Here is a 15476-nt window from a genome sequence, read left to right as displayed (position 1 = left end):
CGCTGAGGCGGGATGCTAGTTTGACGCTCCATGTCGGACTATCTGCGCGACCTGTTCTCCCTGCACGGCCGGCGCGCCCTGGTCACCGGCGGCAGTTCCGGGATCGGCTACGTCATCGCCGAGGCCATCGGCCGTGCCGGAGCCGAGGTCGTGGTGGTGGCCCGCAGGCAGGGCGCCTTGGACGAGGCCGTCACCCGGCTGCGCGAGCACGGCGTCACCGCCTCCTCGATCAGCGCCGACCTCGGCGACCGTGGCGACGTCGAGCGGGTCCGCGCCACCGCGGGCCCCATCGACATCCTGGTCAACGACGCCGGCAACAACATCCGCAAACCCATGGCCGACCTCACGGTCGACGACTACGAACGCACCCTGGCCGTGCACCTCACCGCGCCGTACCTGCTCGGCCAGCACTTCGGCCCTCAGATGGCGGGCCGCGGCTGGGGACGCATCATCAACATCGGCTCCCAGCAGTCGATCAGCGCCTTCGGCGACAGCGGGGTCTACGGCGCGGCCAAAGCCGCCCTCGCCGGGCTGACCCGCTCCCAGGCCGAGGCGTGGTCGGCCCGCGGCGTGTGCGTCAACACGATCATCCCCGGATTCGTGTTGACGCCGCTGACCGAGCCCGCCCAGGCCGTGCCGGGCCGGATCGAGGCACTCGCCGCTCGCCACATGACGGCCCGCAACGGCGTGCCCGAGGACTTCGCCGGGGCCGCGGTGTTTCTGGCCGGTGACGCCTCCGCATTTGTCACCGGCCAGATGCTCTTCGTCGACGGCGGGTTTTCGGTGCACTGAGGCAGATCGGTGCACCGAGCCCCGCGCCTTTACTTTGTAGATTACTTACGGCGGATCCGGCGCACCCCCGACCCCTCATGCCAGGCGTCCATGACCAGCTCGTCGCCCTCGACCCTCGTCCACACCACTTCCGTCAGCTCGATCCGGAACAGGTGGGAATCAGCCGCCGGAATCTCGAACGCCTCCAGCACCTGCGCGTCGGTGACCTCCACCGCGCGCCCGGCGAGCTTCACGTCGCCCTCCCACGCCGACGGATCGTCCATGTCGGGCTCCGCCGAGGCGACGTGAAGCGCCATGCGCGGATCGCGCCGCAGGTCCAGAGCCTTGACGGCGCGAGGCATCGAGCCCGTCCACAACTCGCCGTCCCGCCAGCTCGTCTCGATGCCGCTGACCCGCGGCGAGCCGTCCTTGCGCAGCGTCGCCAGGACCCGGTGCCGGCTGCCCTCCAGCAGCCGCCGCGCCACCCCCGCCAGCTCGGGTGCCTCCCGCTCGAACTCCTGCCATGAAGCCATGGACGCCATCATGGACGACCGCACCGACAGAATCGGCCCGGCGACCACGGTGCCGGGGCCGACGGCAACGACCCGTCCCCCTCCCCCGCTGCGGCCCGACCACGCGGTCAGCGGCTCAGACCAGCGCGGCGGCCAGCAGGAAGATCGCGGATCCATGGGCGAGAGCGGCCGCGATGACACCCGACCGCAGCCGCAAGAAGGCGCAGATCAGCCCTTCGTACAGGGTGAAGACCAGCAGCGGCCAGCCGACGTCGGTCACCGTCGAGGCCAGGAAGGCGTGGCAGGCGGCGAACAGCAGGGCCGACAGCGACGCCGCACGGATGCGGCCGGCGTGCCGCTCCAGCCGGCCCTGCAGAAACCCCCGGAAGAGCACCTCCTCGGCGAGGTTGCCCGCCAGGCTGAAGAGCAGCAGCACCGGCAGCAGCGAGACCGCGACCGCGCCTCCCCGCGCCGACAGCGGGGTCGGCAGGGACAGCAGCAGCACCGGAGCGGCCGCCAGCACGCCGCCGCCGATCCCCCGGACGAGCGTGACCGGGGTGAAGCGGCCCCAGCGCACCAGCGAGCGCAGCCCGCTGTCCAGGCCCAGCACGGCAGCGGTCAACGCCGCCGTGCCGAGGCCGAACAACAGCAGGATGCCCGCCTGGTCGGTGAAGCGCAGCCACGGAACGCCACCCACGGCGCCCAGCCGCCAGAACCCGAGCGGGGTCATCGCATCCCTGATCAGCACGAAGCCGAAGATGAGGATCAGGATGCGCAAGAGCGGATCCCGCCCGGCGCCCGCCAGCGTGAAGCACGCGCCGAGCAGCACCATGCCGGGCAGGATCCGCAGGCCATAGGCCAGGAGATCGGGCAGCACGAGAACGTCTCCGTTCCTGAAGAGGGGGAAGGCAGGGAAGTGCGGAGCGACCGGCCCGTCTGCGAGCTCCCGGCGAACGGCGAGGGCGACCGCGGTGCCGGTCACGTGGCCGTGGTCATGGACGTTCGCGCCCGGCAGGGTGCGCGCCGGCGGCGGGGAAGGGGACGACGGCGCGCACCTTGCCACCCGCGCCGTGCTGGATCGGCTCGGTGCCGCGTTCGAGGCGCACGTGGCCGAGGTGGTGACGGGACAGCAGATCGCGCATGCGGGCCTCGATCTGACGCCAGAGGGTTTCAGGGTCGGCGCCGGGTGCGGGGTGCAGCCGGACGCGCAGCGTGGCCGGCGCTGTCTGGACGATCTGGAACAGCTCCAGGCCGGGCACCGCTTCCAGCAGCGTCGCCAGCGGGAGCGGGGCGAGGGTGACCGGCGCCTGTTCTCCCGCGGGGCCGGGGCGGGGGAAGGTGAGCAGGTCGGCGGCGCGGCCCTGGACGCGGACGGCCGGGCCCGGGTGGCCGCACGGGCACGGATCGGGCCGGAGCAGGACGCTGTCGCCGAGGTCGTAGCGCAGGATCGGTTGCACGTGGTTGGCCAGGTTGGTCAGCAGAACGGTGTGCGAGGGCTCGCCTGCCGCCACCGGCCGGTACCGCTCGTCGACGGGTTCGAGAATCGCCCAGTCGGCGTTGAGGTGCATCCAGTTCTCGGAGCAGCCGTAGGACAGGAACGGGCACTCGTTGCAGGCATAGCTGGTGCGCACCTTCGCCCCCAGCGCGGCCGCGATGCGCGCGTACTCGCCTGTGGGCAGGCCTTCGGCGGTGAGCATGACGAGGGCGGGGTCGATGTGCAGCCGTCCGGCTTCGGCCTCGCCGGCCAGCAGCGCGCCGATGCTGGCGTAGGGGGCCAGCACCGCCGGGCGGAAGGCGTTGAGCCCGGCCACCAGGTCCTCCAGCGGTTGGTGCACGCTGAAGGCGGCGATGCGGGAGCGCCCGCGGAGCCGGGCGGCGGCCACGGTGGAGGCGAAATGCCCGCCCTCGGGTATCACCAGCGCCGTCCGGGCGCCGCCGCGTGCGATGCGGGCGACGTCCCGCACGCTCAGCCAGCCGGTGAGCATCCGGGCCAGCATCGCGGAGGTCACCGCCGTCGCGCGGGCGTCTTGCAGGAAGATGCCGTGCGTGCCGGTGGTGCCGGAGGTGGTGGTCAGGGTGTAGCGGCCGGCGAACGGCTGCCCGACGCGCGCCGGGTCGCCGGCGAAGGCCCGTGCCCGCGCCAGGGTGAGGGCCCGGTCGGTAACCCAGTCCTCGAAGGCGGCCATCAACTCGGGCTTGCTGGTGGGCGGCAGCAGGGCCAGGCCGGCCACCCCGGCCGGCAGGTCCCGGTACAGGCGCCGGTAGTAGGGGGAGCGGGTACGCGCCCAGGCCACGAGCTCGGTCAGGCGGGCCCGCTGCCGGGCGGCCATCGCCTGCTCGCCGCCCGTCCTGGCCCGGCGGGCGTCCGCCAGCAGCCGCAAGGCCGAGGCGTTCATGCGCCCGCCACCCGGGCGCCGGACACGGATGCAGGGTGAGCAGCGCACAGGTCGGCAGCTGGACACGGCAGCTTGGTGGGAATCACGTGGAGAGGTCCTTCCTGGGCGGTGGACGACCCGGCCGGGCCACCCACGGGAGACTCGGCCAGGCATGAATGCGTGGCCGAAGGTCTCGCCCACCGGTCGGTGACCGGTCCCCGCCGCCGGAGAACGCGAGGTTCTCAGCATGTCGACGTGCGGGCGTTGCGGACTACTCCCCTTCGGAGTGCCTCCCATCCTCCACATGTTTCGGGAATCGCGCAAGTGTCGAAATGTTGGGTGAGCGGCGAGCCGCCTGCGCGAGACAATGGAGAGACGATGTCGACCTCCCCCGATCCGGGTTCACCCGGCGCCGAGCACCCACCGCCGACCCCCGCGCAGCTGAGGGCGGCGGCCGAGACGTTCGCCCTGCTGGCCAGCCCGGTGCGACTCCACCTGATGTGGCTGATCACCCACGGTTCCTACGACGTCAGCACGCTGGCCACGCACGCGGGCATCAGCATCGCCACGGCCTCCCAGCACCTCGCCAAGCTCCGCCTGGCCGGCCTGATCACCGCGCGCCGGGACGGCCGCCGGACGCTGTACGCGGTGGAGGACCCCCATGTGATCACGCTGATTCGCCAGATCTTCGATCACATCGCCCCCGACGGGAGCCTGGCACCCGACCCTCCCCGGTAGCCGCGATCCCGCGGTCCGCGAGGGCGGCTCACCCCGAACGGATGGCTCTCCGGACGTGGCGCGCCGGCAGTTTGGCATACCTCGCCCCCTCTCAGTACATTAGTAAATGAACCTGCATTTACTAACGGGAGACCTCCATGAATACCCGCCGCCCGTTCACCTGCTCGGTCTTCATCGGCATCAGCCTCGACGGGTTCATCGCCCGCGAGGACGGCGACCTTCACTGGCTCACCAGCCGGGGCGAGGCCGCCGGCGGCGACCTGGGCTACGACGCGTTCATCAAGGACATCGACACCGTCGTCATGGGCCGCGGCACGTACGAACCCGGCCTGACCTACGATCCGTGGCCGCATGAGGACAGGCACGTGGCCGTGCTCAGCAGCACCCTGCCCGAGGACGCCGACCCTCGCGTCACCGTCCACCGCGACCTCGACGCGCTCCTGCGGCACCTGACAGAGCGCGGCGCCAAGGGCGTCTACGTCGACGGCGGCCAGGTGATCCGCGCTTTCCTCCGTGCCGGGCTGATCGACGAGATGACCCTGACGACGGTCCCGGTGCTGCTGGGTACGGGGCTGCCCCTGTTCGGCCCGGTCGGCGGGGACGTCCCGCTCGTCCACGTGTCGACGCAGGTGTTCGGCGCGGGCGTCGTCCAGTCCACCTACCGGGTCCACCGGGCGTCCGGCTGAAGCCGCGCATGATGGCGTTCGCCCAGCTCAAGCGGCTTGTGACGGCCCGTCGGCGGTGTAAGACTGGACCTGACGGGAGGGGGGAACGTCATGATCGAAGTCAAGAGCATCGACAAGCCCGACGAACGCCGCGACTTCCCGATGGGCCACCTGGAGGTGTGCAACCTCACCGGGCTCACCTTCGGCGTCGCCACGTTCGAGCCGGGCTGGCGCTGGTCGGCCTCCGTCAAGCCGATCGCGGGGACGGACCTGTGCGAGGTCCACCACAACGGGTTCGTCGCCGAGGGACGCCTGCGCATCCGCATGAACGACGGCACCGAGGCCGAGGTGGGCCCGGGCGAGGTCTTCGTCTGCCCGCCGGGACACGACGCCTGGGTCGTCGGCGACCAGCCGGCCGTCGTCTACGACTTCGCGGGCGGCGCCGCCGACTACGCCAGGACCAGGAGCGGCTGACCGCACCGCTCACCGCCGCATTCCGGCCCGCCCTCCCGGGCGCGCCCACTCGGGGATCCACCTCGCCTCTCACGGAGGACGGGCCGGCCACGCGGCACACGGATCCAGGGAGGAACGCCTTTCTGCGGGCGGACGCGGGCTACGCGCGGCGTCGGGCTCGGTAGGCGCTGGCCTTGGCGCGATTCTGGCAGGAGACGCCGCAGAACCGGCGCGAGGCGTTCCTGGTGACGTCGAAGAACACCAGGTCGCAACCGCTCGCGTCGCAGGAGCGCAACCGTATGCCCTGCCCGACGCCGATCACCATGGCCAGCGCTGTCGCGGCGTCGGCGGCCCAGGCGTCCACCCGGTCCGCCTCCGGCCGGTGAAAGGCCAGCATCGGCGGATCACCGTACAGGTTGGGCACGGCGGCGTGACGCACCAGGCACTGGTTGAGCATGGCGACCGCCTCCGAGGCGCCGGTGAAAGCGGGACGCAGTTCGGCGGCCACACCCGTGAGCCGGTCGGCCTCCTCGTCCGTCAAGGCCAGGCCGGTGCCCGCCGCGCCGCCGTCCGGCACGGAGCCGGCCGCTCCGGCACGCGCTTGGCCGCCGCCGTCGCCCGCGCCGGGCCCGCCCGCCCCGGCGCCGTCCCGCTGCGAGATGGTGTACGGCTGTGCAGCGGCGTCCGGGCCGGGGCGGGGCGGCGGGGAGGGGGTCCATGCGCTCCGGGCGAAGGCGGCTTCGAGGGCGGCGCGCCGCCCGGCGCGAGTCCCCGCGACCGGCCCCGCGAACGGCCCCGCAGCCGGCTCTGCGGGCCGGCCGGCCGGGCGGCCGCGGGCCTGGGTGACGGCCAGTTCGTTCACCAGCAGGACGGCCAGGTCCACCCACCGTCCGACATAACTGTCTATTTGCGATTGACCAGTGATGCGCCATGCCTCTATCGTCACCGTCATACCTTATCTAGACAGTGAGGACATTTCATGAGCACCTGGTCCAGGCTTGCCCGCCGCATGTGGCACCAGCTCGAGCCGGTCCACGCCGCGGTGTACTTCTCGCCCCAAGCGTTCGAGGCGGCCGCGACCCTCGGATACGACGTCGAATCGCGCTGGCCGAGCTACTTCGCCTACCGCACGGCCCCGCTCGGGCGGGCCGGAGCGGAGCTGGCCACGGCGGCGTACTACAGCTTCAGCCCGCGGACGGTGGCCGAGCACGTGCCGGCCGTATGGGAGGTGGCCACGCCCGGGCAGGTCCTGGCGGCCCGGCTGGCGGCGGTCGACAGGACGTACCGCGACCTGATGGGCGGCAAGGTGGACGGACCCGAGGCGGCGGAGGCGGCGGAGCTGGCCAGGCGGGCGGCCGAGAGCGTGACGGTGGCGGGGCGCCCGCTCGCCGCGGCCAACCTGGATCTGCCCTGGCCCGAGGAGCCGCATCTGGTGGTGTGGCGGGCCGCCACCGTGCTGCGCGAGCACCGGGGTGACGGGCATCTGGCGGCGCTGCAGGCCGCGGAGCTGGACCCGTGCGAGTCGCTGGTGTCGTTCGCGGCGATCGGCGCAGCCCCCGTGGCGAACTTCGCCGGACGCGGATGGAGCGAGCGGGAGTGGGCCGCCGCGCGGGAACGGCTGGCCGGGCGCGGGCTGGTCGGCCCCGACGGCGGGGCCACCGGGCAGGGCAGGGCGCTGCGCGAACGGGTCGAGCTGATGACGGACGAGCTGGCGGCCCCGCCGTGGCGGCTGCTCGGGGAGGAGCGCGCCGAGCGGCTGGCCCAGCTCGTTTCGCCGTTCCTCGGCGCGGTGTTCGAGGCGGGGCTGCTGCCCAAGACGAGCACGCTGGGCATCACCACCGTCGCGACCCCGGGCTGACCCTCGGATCAGCCGAACCCCGGGGCGGGCTGCCACAGGCTGATCTGGGTGCCCTGGTCGTCGGTGCAGGAACAACCGCGCCCCGACCGGCCGGCGAACACCTCCCCGGTGCTGCCGCCCAGCTTGCGCACCTGCTCGACCGCCGCGTCGATGTCATCCACGTGGTAGTAGAGGTCCGGCTGCGCGCTGGGCTCGCCGGCGACGAAGCCCATCGGCACGGCGGTGTTGGTGACGTGCAGGTACGTGTCGCGCTCGCGCCTGAACTCCCAGCCCAGCAGCGGCCCGTAGAAGGCGGCTGCCCTGTCGATGTCCCGGACGGACAGGGTGTAGTAACCGAGATCGGCGGCCATGGGCGTACCTCCGCAATAATTGTCGCTATCGTTAAGGAGAGAGCCTAACAAAAGGCGGCAACCATTAACAACAAAGTTAACGATCTGGACGGCACGCTCGCGGCGCTCGCCGACCCCACCCGGCGCAAGGTCATCGACCTGCTCCGCGACGGGCCACGCCCGGCCGGCGAGCTCGCGCAGGCCGTGCAGATGAGCGCGCCCGCCCTCAGCAGGCACCTGCGCGTGCTGCGGGCGGGCGGTCTCGTGCAGGCCGAAGCCGGCGGTGACGACGCCCGGCTGCGCCTCTACACCCTGCGCCAGGAGCCGTTCACGGCGCTGCAGGCATGGCTCGACCAGGTGCAGGCGTTCTGGGCCGAACAGCTCGGCTCGTTCAAGGACCACGTGGAGCGCGGCGGATGAGCTCCGTGCGGGCCAGCGTCACCGTCCCCGTCGAGCCCGCGGACGCGTTCCGCGCCTTCACCGACGAGATCGACAGCTGGTGGGTGCGCGGCCGCCACAGCTGGGTCGATCCCGCCCGCGCGGTCGGCATCCGCTTCGAGGACGGCTACCTGCGCGAGCTGTGGTCCGACGGCGGTCACGTCGACACCGGCAGGGTCCTCGCCTGGGATCCGCCGCACCGCCTGGCGTGGGCCGACCTGATCAACAAGACCGGGCGGATGGAGATCGAGGTCTCCTTCACCCCCGTCACGGGCGGCACCGAGGTCCTGCTGGAACACCGCGGCCTGGACACGCTGCCGCCCGACGTCGCCGGTCGCATCCGGCGCGGCTACTCCTGGCAGATCGCGCTGCGCTGGTTCGCCGGCCGGTGGGAGACCTAGCGGCGGCCGTACTTCTTGTGCACGGCCTGCTTGCTCACGCCGACCGCCTCGGCGATCTGCGCCCAGGCCAGCCCCGCCACCCTGGCCCGCCGCACCTGGACCGCCTCCAGACGTTCGATCTCCCGGCGCAGCGCGGTCGTGGCGTGCAGGGCCCGCAGCGGATCGTCGTCCTGCGCCTGCCTCATGAGGGTCGCCAGGTCGTTCGTCATGCACTAAAGGTAATCCAGCAGCAGCGCGCTGATCTCCTCAGGACGTTCGAGGGCCGGCAGGTGCCCGGCCCACTCCAGCTCCACCAGCCGCGCCCGGGGCAGCTCGGCGGCCAGGTGCCGGGCGGAGGCCGTGAAGTACGGCAGGTCGTGCGCGCCGGCCACCACCAGCGCCGGCACGTCGATCGCCCGCGCCGACAGCTCCCCCTCGACCTGCTCGGGCTCCGGGTCGGCGGCCAGCTGCACCTCGAAGGCGTGCCGCTGCATCGCCACCAGCCGATCCCACGCCTCCGGGGAGGCCTCGGGACCGAGGAGGGTGCGCGCGTTCAGCTCGGCCGCGCCCTGCGCGTCTCCCTCCTCCAGCAGGCGCTCCTCCTCGTCCCAGTACGCCCGCAGGTCCGCCGTGGGAGGCAGGTCGGCCATCGGGTTCAGCAGCACCAGCCGGTCGGCCAGCCCGGCCGCGGCCAGCTCCAGCGCCACCCGGCCCGCGCCCGACGAGGAGACCAGCGCCGCACGGCTGATCTCCAGCGCGGCCAGCAGACGGGCCACGTCACCGCTGTCGCTGTACGGCCCGTCGGCACGGTAAGGGCTGCGCCCGTACCCGCGGAAATCCACCTTGATCACCCGGAACCGCTCGGACAGCGCCTCCCACTGCGCGTCCCACATGCCGGAGTCGGCCGCCGTCGAGTGCAGCAGCACCACGGGCTCGCCCGTCCCCCGCTCGTCGTGCCAGATCGTCATCGCGTCTCCACCGCCAGCCGTACACCCAGCCCGATCAGCACCACGCCGGAGACCTGCTCCAGCCTCCGCCGCACCGCGGGCCGGCCCAGCCACGCCTTCGCCCGCGCGACGGTCCAGATGACCAGCGTGTACCAGAGCAGGTCGACCAGCACCCACACGAGCGCGAGCGTGACCAGCGTGACCGGCACGTTCTGGCCGGCCGGCACGAACTGCGGCAGGAACGACATCGCGAACACCGCCGCCTTGGGATTGGCCAGGCACGTCCCGAGCCCGGCGAGGTAGGGCCCGCGCAGTCCCGGCACCACCTCGCCTTCGGCGGGCGGTGACCCCTTGCGGGCCTGCCACAGCGCCTGAGCGCCCATGACGACCAGCACCACCGCGCCCACGACCCGCATGGCGTCGTAGGCCAGCTGCGAGGCCACCACGAGCGCCGACAGGCCGGAGGCCGCGCCCAGCCCCCACAGCAGGATGCCGGTCTCGTTGCCGAGCGTGGCCGCCAGGCCCGAGCCGCGGCCGGCACGCAGCGTCTGGCGCATGATGACGGCGGTGCTCACCCCTGGCGCCATGGCGACCAGGACGCACGCGCCTGCGAAAGCGAGAAGATACATGCCGGAATGCTGACAGACTCGAGGCCCGGTCATCGCCTCATTTATTCGTACACCTTGCCGAGCTCGGCGACCGCCTCACGCATCAGGGCCCGCAGCTCCGGCGGCTCCAGCACCTCGACGTCGGCGCCCATGCGCAGCAGCAGCCAGCGGGCGTGCGTGAAGGACTCGACCGGCACGGTGAGCGTGAGCCACCCCTCGGGGTCGGGCTCCCCCGCCGCGGCCAGCGCCGCGCCGACGACGTCGCCGCCCATCGTGTACGCCAGCAGCTCGCCCCTGCCGGGCGCCAGCCGGATGACGGCCTCGGCGGTGTACATGCGCTCGCGGAACTCCTGGGCGTACGCGCGCCAGAACCCGCCCAGCTCGAACCCCTCCGGGCGGCTGAACCGCCCCGGCAACGTCTCGACGGCCAGGATGCGCGCCACCCGGTACGTACGGGGATCGCCCCCGGGCCGGCCGTCCGCCGGCGCGGCGACCATGTACCAGGAACCGCCCTTGAGCACCAGCCCGTACGGATGGATCACCCGCTCGACCTCGCGCGGCCCCCAGCGGCGGTAGGTCATGCGCAGCGGCCGCTGCTCCCACACCGCCTCCGCCACCTCGCTCAGATGCGGCACGTCGTCGCTCGTGCGGTACCAGCCGGGCACGTCCAGCAGGAAACGCTCGCGCATCCGGGAGGCGTGCGAGCGCGGCTCGGGCGGGAGCGCGGCCAGCAGTTTCAGCTCGGCGTTGGCGGCCACCTCCGCCAGCCCCAGCTCGGCGGCCGGGCCGGGCAGCCCCGCCAGGAACAGGGAGGAGGCCTCCTCGGAGGTCAGCCCGTTGAGCCGGGTGCGGTAGCCGTCGAGCAGCTGGTAGCCGCCCGCGGGGCCGCGGTCGGCGTAGACCGGCACGCCGGCGGCCGACAGCGCCTCGACGTCGCGGTAGACCGTGCGTACCGACACCTCCAGCTCGGCCGCCAGCTCGGGCGCGGTCATGCGGCCGCGTGACTGCAGGAGCAGGAGCAGCGAGAGCAGGCGGCTGGCACGCACGTCCACAGTGTATTCGCGCCCATCACTCATGCTCGGCGGGCACCAGGTGGCGGGCGTGATCGGGTTCGCCTGCTCCGGGACGGGGCCGCCGTGCTGCCGCAGGTGTTCTCGGCCGCCGGGCGGCGTGACCCCGCGCCGGGGCGGGCGGCGTCGATCGGCTGCCCGGGGTTCGTGCCGGGATGGATGTCAGCCGAACTGCTGCCAGCCCAGCCTGACCACCATGGCCGCCACCACGCACAGCAGGATGACGCGTACGAAGCCGGTGCCCCGCCTGAGCGCCATGCGCGCGCCGAACTGGGCGCCGGCCACGTTGCACACCGCCATGCCCAGCCCCAGGGCCCACTGCACGTGCCCCTGCGCCCCGAACACCAGCAGCGCTCCCAGGTTCGTCCCGATGTTGATGATCTTCGCGGACGCGGAGGCCGAGACGAAGTCCAGGCCGAGGATGGCGGTGAAGGCGATGATGAGGAACGTTCCCGTGCCGGGGCCCAGGATGCCGTCGTAGAAGGCGATGCCCACCCCCGCCGTCGCCACCGCCGCGACCACCCGGCCCCGGGTGCGCAGGTGCGGCTCCGGCACGGCTCCCATGGCCGGTCGCAGCGTCACGAACGCCGCCACCGCCAGCAGCACCACCATGACGGCAGGCCGCAGCACCTCGGCCGAGATCGACGCCGCCGCCCACGCCCCCAGCCCGGCGCTGAGCACCGCCAGCGCGGCGCCCGGCAGCGCCACCTGCCGGTCGACCTTGGTGGAGCGGGCGTAGGCCACGGCCGCCGACGCGGTGCCGAAGACGGAGGAGAACTTGTTGGTGGCCATCGCCTCGACCGTCGGCATGCCGGTCACCATGATCGCGGGCAGTTGCAGCAGACCGCCGCCGCCCACGACGGCGTCGACCCACCCCGCTCCCGCGGCGGCGCACAGCAACACCAGGACCTGCTCCAGCGGCACGCCACTCCCCCGATTTCCCCCAAGAAACCCCAAGAGTGTACAAGTCGCACCTCAGCCGATGGTGAGGGGATCCGGGCGGTCAGCGGGCCCCGGCCGGCGTGCGCTTCCTGGAGGCGTAGATGTCGTCCACCAGCCCGTAGGAGCGAGCCTGCTCGGCCGTGAAGATGCGGTCGCGCTCGATGTCCTTCCTGATCTCGAGCGTGCCCCGCCCGGTGTGCCGCGACAGGATCTCCTCCTGCTGGTCGCGCATGCGCAGGATCTCTCTGGCGTGGATCTCCAGGTCGCTGCCCTGCCCGCGCCCGCCCTCCGTGGCCGGCTGGTGCAGCAGGACGCGCGCGTGCGGCAGCGCCGCCCGCTTGCCCGGCGAACCGGCCGCCAGCAGCACCGCCGCCGCCGAGGACGCCTCGCCGATGCAGACCGTGTGGATCTCCGGCCGGACGAACTGCATCGTGTCGTAGATGGCCGCCATCGCCGTGAACGACCCGCCGGGCGAGTTGATGTAGATGTTGATGTCCTGGTCGGGGTCGAGCGACTCCAGCGTGAGCAACTGCGCCATCACGTCGTTGGCCACGGTGTCGTCGATGGGCGCGCCCATGAAGATGACGCGGTCCTCGAACAGCTTGGTGTAGGGGGTCATCTCCTTCATGCCGTAGGAGGTGCGTTCGGTGAACGAGGGCAGCACGTAACGGCCGTTCATCGGACTTTCCTTTCGCCGGAGCCCTCGGGCCCGAGCCTTGGGGAGGAAGCGGACCGCCGCGTGGCGGTGCGTGGATCGACGGTTCGCCGTCCGGGCGAGACGTCGCGTGGACTCACCTCAGTTCATCCCCTCTGCGATGTGGTCGACGAAGCCGTAGTCGAGCGCCTCCCGGGCGGTGAACCAGTGGTCGCGGTCGGAGTCGGCCTGGATGCGCTCCAGCGGCTGGCCGGTGTGGTGGGCGATGATCTCCGCCATCCTGCGCTTGGTGAAGAGCATGTTCTCGGCCTGGATCGCGATGTCGCTGGCCGAGCCGCCGATGCCGCCGAGCGGCTGGTGCATGACGATGCGGGCGTTGGGCAGGGCGTAGCGCTTGCCCTTGGCCCCCGCCGACAGCAGCACCTGGCCCATCGACGCGGCGAACCCCATCGCCACCGTCGCCACGTCGCACGGCACGAACTGCATCATGTCGTAGAGCGCCAGCCCCGCATGCACGGAACCGCCAGGAGAATTGATGTAAAGGGTGATGTCGCGCGCGGGATCCTCGGCCGCCAGCAAAAGCAGCTCGCCGCACAGCCGGTTGCAGATCTCGTCGTCGACCTCCTGGCCGAGAACGACGATGCGCTCCTTCAACAGGCGCTGGCTGAGCTGGTCAGGCCACTGCGCGCGCTGGGTCTCCGTCATGAACGTCACCTTCCCGTGCGGGTATTTCCGCGAAAAACGCTAGTGCGAGAACGCGCCGATTAAGGATTCTTTTCGCTGGCGGCGCATTTCTCTGAGGGCGCATTATTCTGTGAGCGAATAAACATCGACATATAATCGCCGGTGTGAGAAAGAACCTTCCGCGCCGGTGGGCGTGCCTCATCCTGGGCGGCGCGCTGCTGATGCCGTACATGATGGTCGGCGTCCTGGTCGCGGCGATCTGGCAGGGCGAGAACGCCAACGTCCTGCTGCCCACCCAGATCGGCGTGTTCGTGGCGGTGCTGCCCGTGGTGGCGGCGACCGGGCTGTTCCTGCCGGTGCGGGCGCTGGAGGTGAACGCGGCGCAGGGCCTGCTCGGGGCGCACGTCGAGACCCCGCCGCGGCAGGCGGGCCGCTCCTGGCAGGAGCGCCGCCGCACCGCCGCCTGGTTCACGCTGCATCTGGCGGTCGGCGGCGTGGTCAGCGGCTGCACGCTGGCGATCGTGCCGTTCACGGCGTTCACGCTCCTGCTGCCCGTCGTCGGCAACCCGACGCCGGTGTTCGGCGCCGTCGTCACGCCGGGGTGGAACGCGGTGTCGTGGGCGCTGGGCGGGCTCGCGACGCTGGCGGCGCTGGTCGCCGTGGCCGCGGGGGCGGGCGCGCTGCTGGCCAGGCTGGCGCCCGTCCTGCTCGGCCCCACCCCGGCCGAGCGCCTGGCCGCCGCCGAGGAGCAGGCCCGTACGCTGGCCGAGCGCAACCGGCTGGCCCGCGAGCTGCACGACTCGGTCGGCCACGCGCTGAGCGTCGTCACCCTGCAGGCCGCAGCCGCGGGCCGGGTCCTCGACCGCGACCCCCGCACGGCCAGGACCGCGCTCGCCGCCATCGAGCAGTCCGCCCGCGCCGCCCTCGACGACCTCGACCACGTCCTGGGCGTGCTGCGCGACGGCGACCACAGCGGCGCCCGCGACGGCCGCGGTGTGCCCGACAGGCGCCCGCAGGCCACGCTCGCCGATCTCGGCGACCTCGTCGCCGCCTCGGGCGCGCAGGTGCGGCAGGACGTCGGCGACCTGTCCGGCGTGCCCGCCGTCGTCTCCCGGGAGGGTTACCGCATCCTGCAGGAGGCGCTCACCAACGCCATCAAGCACGGCCGGGGCCCGGTGCTCCTGTCGGCCGGCGTCCGGGACGGCGAGCTGCGGCTCGAGGTCACCAACGCCGCCGGAGGCGACGGCCCCCGCCCGTCGGGGGGCAGGGGCGTGGCGGGCATGCGCGAGCGCGCGCGCCTGCTCGACGGCGACCTCCACGCCGGCCCCACACAGACCGGATGGACGGTCTCCGCGCGCCTACCGCTACGGTCGAGTCCATGACTCTCACTGTCGTCATCGCCGACGACGAGGACCTCATCAGGGCCGGCCTGCGCATCATCATCGACGCCGAGCCCGGCCTGAGCGTGGTCGGCGAGGCCGCCGACGGCGCCGCGGTCCTGCCCGTCGTCCGCCGCGAGCGCCCCGACCTCGTGCTGATGGACGTGCGCATGCCCGCCCTCGACGGCATCCAGGCCACCGAGCGCCTCATGGCGCTGGACGACCCGCCCAAGGTGCTGGTCGTGACGACCTTCGAGAACGACGACTACGTCTACGACGCGCTACGCGCGGGGGCCAGCGGCTTCCTGCTCAAACGCGCCAGGCCAGACGAGCTGGTGCAGGCCGTCAAGCTGGTCGCGGCCGGCGAGTCGCTGCTGTTCCCCGCCGCGATCCGCACCCTCGCCGGGCGCCGCCAGGAGGCCGCCTTCTCGCCCGCCAAGGTGCCGGGCATCGACCGGCTGACCGGGCGCGAGGGCGACGTCTTGCGCCTGATGACCAGGGGCCTGTCCAACCACGAGATCGCCGCCCAGCTGGTCGTCAGCCAGGAGACCGTCAAGACGCACGTCGGCAACGTGCTGGCCAAGCTGGGGGCCCGTGACCGCACTCAGGCGGTGATCGCCGCCTACGAGTCCGGCTTCGTCTCCCCGTCTGAGACCACCCGCTGAGACCACC

21 protein-coding genes are annotated in these 15476 nt (G+C 72.5%); 9 read left to right on the top strand and 12 right to left on the bottom strand.

Going from position 1 to position 15476, the window contains the following annotated elements; all coding sequences use genetic code 11:
* The first annotated feature begins 30 nt into the window (after positions 1-30).
* Positions 31-792: an SDR family oxidoreductase gene (locus ABGB14_RS19560; protein ID WP_347645120.1), complete on the top strand. Its 762-nt coding sequence runs from the start codon at positions 31-33 to the stop codon at positions 790-792.
* Between the two features lie 41 nt (positions 793-833).
* On the opposite strand, the gene ABGB14_RS19555 is transcribed toward ABGB14_RS19560, so the two are convergent.
* The 3 genes from ABGB14_RS19555 to ABGB14_RS19545 form a co-directional block, all read right to left on the bottom strand.
* On the bottom strand, positions 834-1304 hold the full coding sequence (locus tag ABGB14_RS19555) for a pyridoxamine 5'-phosphate oxidase family protein (RefSeq protein WP_347645119.1): 471 nt from the start codon (positions 1302-1304) through the stop codon (positions 834-836).
* A gap of 115 nt (positions 1305-1419) precedes the next feature.
* Positions 1420-2265: a CPBP family intramembrane glutamic endopeptidase gene (locus ABGB14_RS19550; protein WP_347645118.1), complete on the bottom strand. Its 846-nt coding sequence runs from the start codon at positions 2263-2265 to the stop codon at positions 1420-1422.
* Between the two features lie 10 nt (positions 2266-2275).
* A complete protein-coding gene (locus ABGB14_RS19545; RefSeq protein WP_347645117.1) occupies positions 2276-3679 on the bottom strand; it encodes a hypothetical protein in 1404 nt (467 codons plus the stop codon).
* A 357-nt stretch (positions 3680-4036) separates the two neighbouring features.
* Between ABGB14_RS19545 and ABGB14_RS19540 the strand changes: the two genes are divergently transcribed.
* The 3 genes from ABGB14_RS19540 to ABGB14_RS19530 all read left to right on the top strand — a co-directional run bounded on the left by ABGB14_RS19540 (position 4037) and on the right by ABGB14_RS19530 (position 5535).
* Entirely contained in the window at positions 4037-4396 is a 360-nt protein-coding gene (locus tag ABGB14_RS19540) for a metalloregulator ArsR/SmtB family transcription factor (RefSeq protein ID WP_347645116.1), read from the top strand.
* Between the two features lie 137 nt (positions 4397-4533).
* Complete coding sequence (locus ABGB14_RS19535) at positions 4534-5082, top strand: dihydrofolate reductase family protein (protein WP_347645114.1); 549 nt, start codon at positions 4534-4536, stop codon at positions 5080-5082.
* A 90-nt stretch (positions 5083-5172) separates the two neighbouring features.
* Positions 5173-5535: a cupin domain-containing protein gene (locus ABGB14_RS19530; protein WP_347645113.1), complete on the top strand. Its 363-nt coding sequence runs from the start codon at positions 5173-5175 to the stop codon at positions 5533-5535.
* 139 nt (positions 5536-5674) lie between these two features.
* Here ABGB14_RS19530 and ABGB14_RS19525 read toward each other — a convergent pair whose 3' ends face one another.
* On the bottom strand, positions 5675-6397 hold the full coding sequence (locus ABGB14_RS19525; protein ID WP_347645112.1) for a CGNR zinc finger domain-containing protein: 723 nt from the start codon (positions 6395-6397) through the stop codon (positions 5675-5677).
* A gap of 96 nt (positions 6398-6493) precedes the next feature.
* On the opposite strand from ABGB14_RS19525, the gene ABGB14_RS19520 reads away from it, so the two are divergent.
* Positions 6494-7372, top strand: coding sequence for a hypothetical protein (locus tag ABGB14_RS19520; RefSeq protein ID WP_347645111.1), 879 nt, complete (start codon positions 6494-6496; stop codon positions 7370-7372).
* Positions 7373-7380: 8 nt separating this feature from the next.
* On the opposite strand, the gene ABGB14_RS19515 is transcribed toward ABGB14_RS19520, so the two are convergent.
* Complete coding sequence (locus tag ABGB14_RS19515; RefSeq protein WP_347645110.1) at positions 7381-7722, bottom strand: VOC family protein; 342 nt, start codon at positions 7720-7722, stop codon at positions 7381-7383.
* Between the two features lie 63 nt (positions 7723-7785).
* Between ABGB14_RS19515 and ABGB14_RS19510 the strand changes: the two genes are divergently transcribed.
* Positions 7786-8121, top strand: a complete 336-nt coding sequence (locus ABGB14_RS19510; protein ID WP_347645177.1) for a metalloregulator ArsR/SmtB family transcription factor — start codon at positions 7786-7788, stop codon at positions 8119-8121.
* Positions 8118-8540, top strand: coding sequence for an SRPBCC domain-containing protein (locus tag ABGB14_RS19505; RefSeq protein ID WP_347645108.1), 423 nt, complete (start codon positions 8118-8120; stop codon positions 8538-8540). The genes ABGB14_RS19510 and ABGB14_RS19505 overlap by 4 nt, the downstream gene beginning before the upstream one ends.
* Here ABGB14_RS19505 and ABGB14_RS19500 read toward each other — a convergent pair.
* The 7 genes from ABGB14_RS19500 to ABGB14_RS19470 form a co-directional block, all read right to left on the bottom strand.
* Complete coding sequence (locus tag ABGB14_RS19500; protein WP_132599661.1) at positions 8537-8749, bottom strand: hypothetical protein; 213 nt, start codon at positions 8747-8749, stop codon at positions 8537-8539. The two genes, ABGB14_RS19505 and ABGB14_RS19500, sit on opposite strands and share 4 nt — an antisense overlap.
* Before the next feature lie 3 nt (positions 8750-8752).
* The gene (locus tag ABGB14_RS19495) at positions 8753-9487 is read right to left on the bottom strand and encodes an alpha/beta hydrolase (RefSeq protein ID WP_347645107.1); all 735 of its coding nucleotides are present in this window, start codon (positions 9485-9487) and stop codon (positions 8753-8755) included.
* Positions 9484-10095, bottom strand: a complete 612-nt coding sequence (locus ABGB14_RS19490; RefSeq protein ID WP_347645105.1) for a LysE family translocator — start codon at positions 10093-10095, stop codon at positions 9484-9486. Before ABGB14_RS19490 ends, ABGB14_RS19495 begins: the two co-directional genes overlap by 4 nt.
* A 41-nt stretch (positions 10096-10136) precedes the next feature.
* Positions 10137-11120, bottom strand: coding sequence for a YafY family protein (locus tag ABGB14_RS19485; protein ID WP_347645104.1), 984 nt, complete (start codon positions 11118-11120; stop codon positions 10137-10139).
* A 186-nt stretch (positions 11121-11306) separates the two neighbouring features.
* Positions 11307-12068 carry a TSUP family transporter gene (locus tag ABGB14_RS19480; protein WP_347645102.1) on the bottom strand — a complete coding sequence of 254 codons (762 nt, stop codon included), beginning with the start codon at positions 12066-12068 and terminating at the stop codon, positions 11307-11309.
* A gap of 79 nt (positions 12069-12147) precedes the next feature.
* Positions 12148-12765 carry an ATP-dependent Clp protease proteolytic subunit gene (locus ABGB14_RS19475; protein WP_347619437.1) on the bottom strand — a complete coding sequence of 206 codons (618 nt, stop codon included), beginning with the start codon at positions 12763-12765 and terminating at the stop codon, positions 12148-12150.
* 117 nt (positions 12766-12882) lie between these two features.
* The gene (locus tag ABGB14_RS19470) at positions 12883-13446 is read right to left on the bottom strand and encodes an ATP-dependent Clp protease proteolytic subunit (protein ID WP_347645101.1); all 564 of its coding nucleotides are present in this window, start codon (positions 13444-13446) and stop codon (positions 12883-12885) included.
* A gap of 143 nt (positions 13447-13589) precedes the next feature.
* Here ABGB14_RS19470 and ABGB14_RS19465 point away from each other — a divergent pair, with 143 nt between their 5' ends.
* Together ABGB14_RS19465 and ABGB14_RS19460 are read left to right on the top strand one after the other, a co-directional pair.
* Positions 13590-14807, top strand: a complete 1218-nt coding sequence (locus tag ABGB14_RS19465) for a histidine kinase (RefSeq protein WP_347645099.1) — start codon at positions 13590-13592, stop codon at positions 14805-14807.
* Complete coding sequence (locus tag ABGB14_RS19460; RefSeq protein WP_347645098.1) at positions 14804-15469, top strand: response regulator transcription factor; 666 nt, start codon at positions 14804-14806, stop codon at positions 15467-15469. Before ABGB14_RS19465 ends, ABGB14_RS19460 begins: the two co-directional genes overlap by 4 nt.
* Positions 15470-15476 lie beyond the last annotated feature (7 nt).

It is taken from the genome of Nonomuraea sp. B10E15, assembly GCF_039871615.1.
Classification (GTDB): domain Bacteria; phylum Actinomycetota; class Actinomycetes; order Streptosporangiales; family Streptosporangiaceae; genus Nonomuraea.
The sequence above is the reverse complement of the archived record's forward strand: the minus strand, read 5'-3'. Positions and strand labels throughout refer to the sequence as shown.

Coding starts and splice junctions, on each gene's coding strand:
- ABGB14_RS19490 (WP_347645105.1), bottom strand. CDS start 10,095: ATGTATCTTCTCGCTTTCGCAGGCGCGTGCGTCCTGGTCGCCATGGCG.
- ABGB14_RS19495 (WP_347645107.1), bottom strand. CDS start 9,487: ATGACGATCTGGCACGACGAGCGGGGGACGGGCGAGCCCGTGGTGCTG.
- ABGB14_RS19475 (WP_347619437.1), bottom strand. CDS start 12,765: ATGAACGGCCGTTACGTGCTGCCCTCGTTCACCGAACGCACCTCCTAC.
- ABGB14_RS19545 (WP_347645117.1), bottom strand. CDS start 3,679: ATGAACGCCTCGGCCTTGCGGCTGCTGGCGGACGCCCGCCGGGCCAGG.
- ABGB14_RS19535 (WP_347645114.1), top strand. CDS start 4,534: ATGAATACCCGCCGCCCGTTCACCTGCTCGGTCTTCATCGGCATCAGC.
- ABGB14_RS19555 (WP_347645119.1), bottom strand. CDS start 1,304: ATGGCTTCATGGCAGGAGTTCGAGCGGGAGGCACCCGAGCTGGCGGGG.
- ABGB14_RS19460 (WP_347645098.1), top strand. CDS start 14,804: ATGACTCTCACTGTCGTCATCGCCGACGACGAGGACCTCATCAGGGCC.
- ABGB14_RS19505 (WP_347645108.1), top strand. CDS start 8,118: ATGAGCTCCGTGCGGGCCAGCGTCACCGTCCCCGTCGAGCCCGCGGAC.
- ABGB14_RS19500 (WP_132599661.1), bottom strand. CDS start 8,749: ATGACGAACGACCTGGCGACCCTCATGAGGCAGGCGCAGGACGACGAT.
- ABGB14_RS19560 (WP_347645120.1), top strand. CDS start 31: ATGTCGGACTATCTGCGCGACCTGTTCTCCCTGCACGGCCGGCGCGCC.
- ABGB14_RS19515 (WP_347645110.1), bottom strand. CDS start 7,722: ATGGCCGCCGATCTCGGTTACTACACCCTGTCCGTCCGGGACATCGAC.
- ABGB14_RS19530 (WP_347645113.1), top strand. CDS start 5,173: ATGATCGAAGTCAAGAGCATCGACAAGCCCGACGAACGCCGCGACTTC.
- ABGB14_RS19540 (WP_347645116.1), top strand. CDS start 4,037: ATGTCGACCTCCCCCGATCCGGGTTCACCCGGCGCCGAGCACCCACCG.
- ABGB14_RS19520 (WP_347645111.1), top strand. CDS start 6,494: ATGAGCACCTGGTCCAGGCTTGCCCGCCGCATGTGGCACCAGCTCGAG.
- ABGB14_RS19470 (WP_347645101.1), bottom strand. CDS start 13,446: ATGACGGAGACCCAGCGCGCGCAGTGGCCTGACCAGCTCAGCCAGCGC.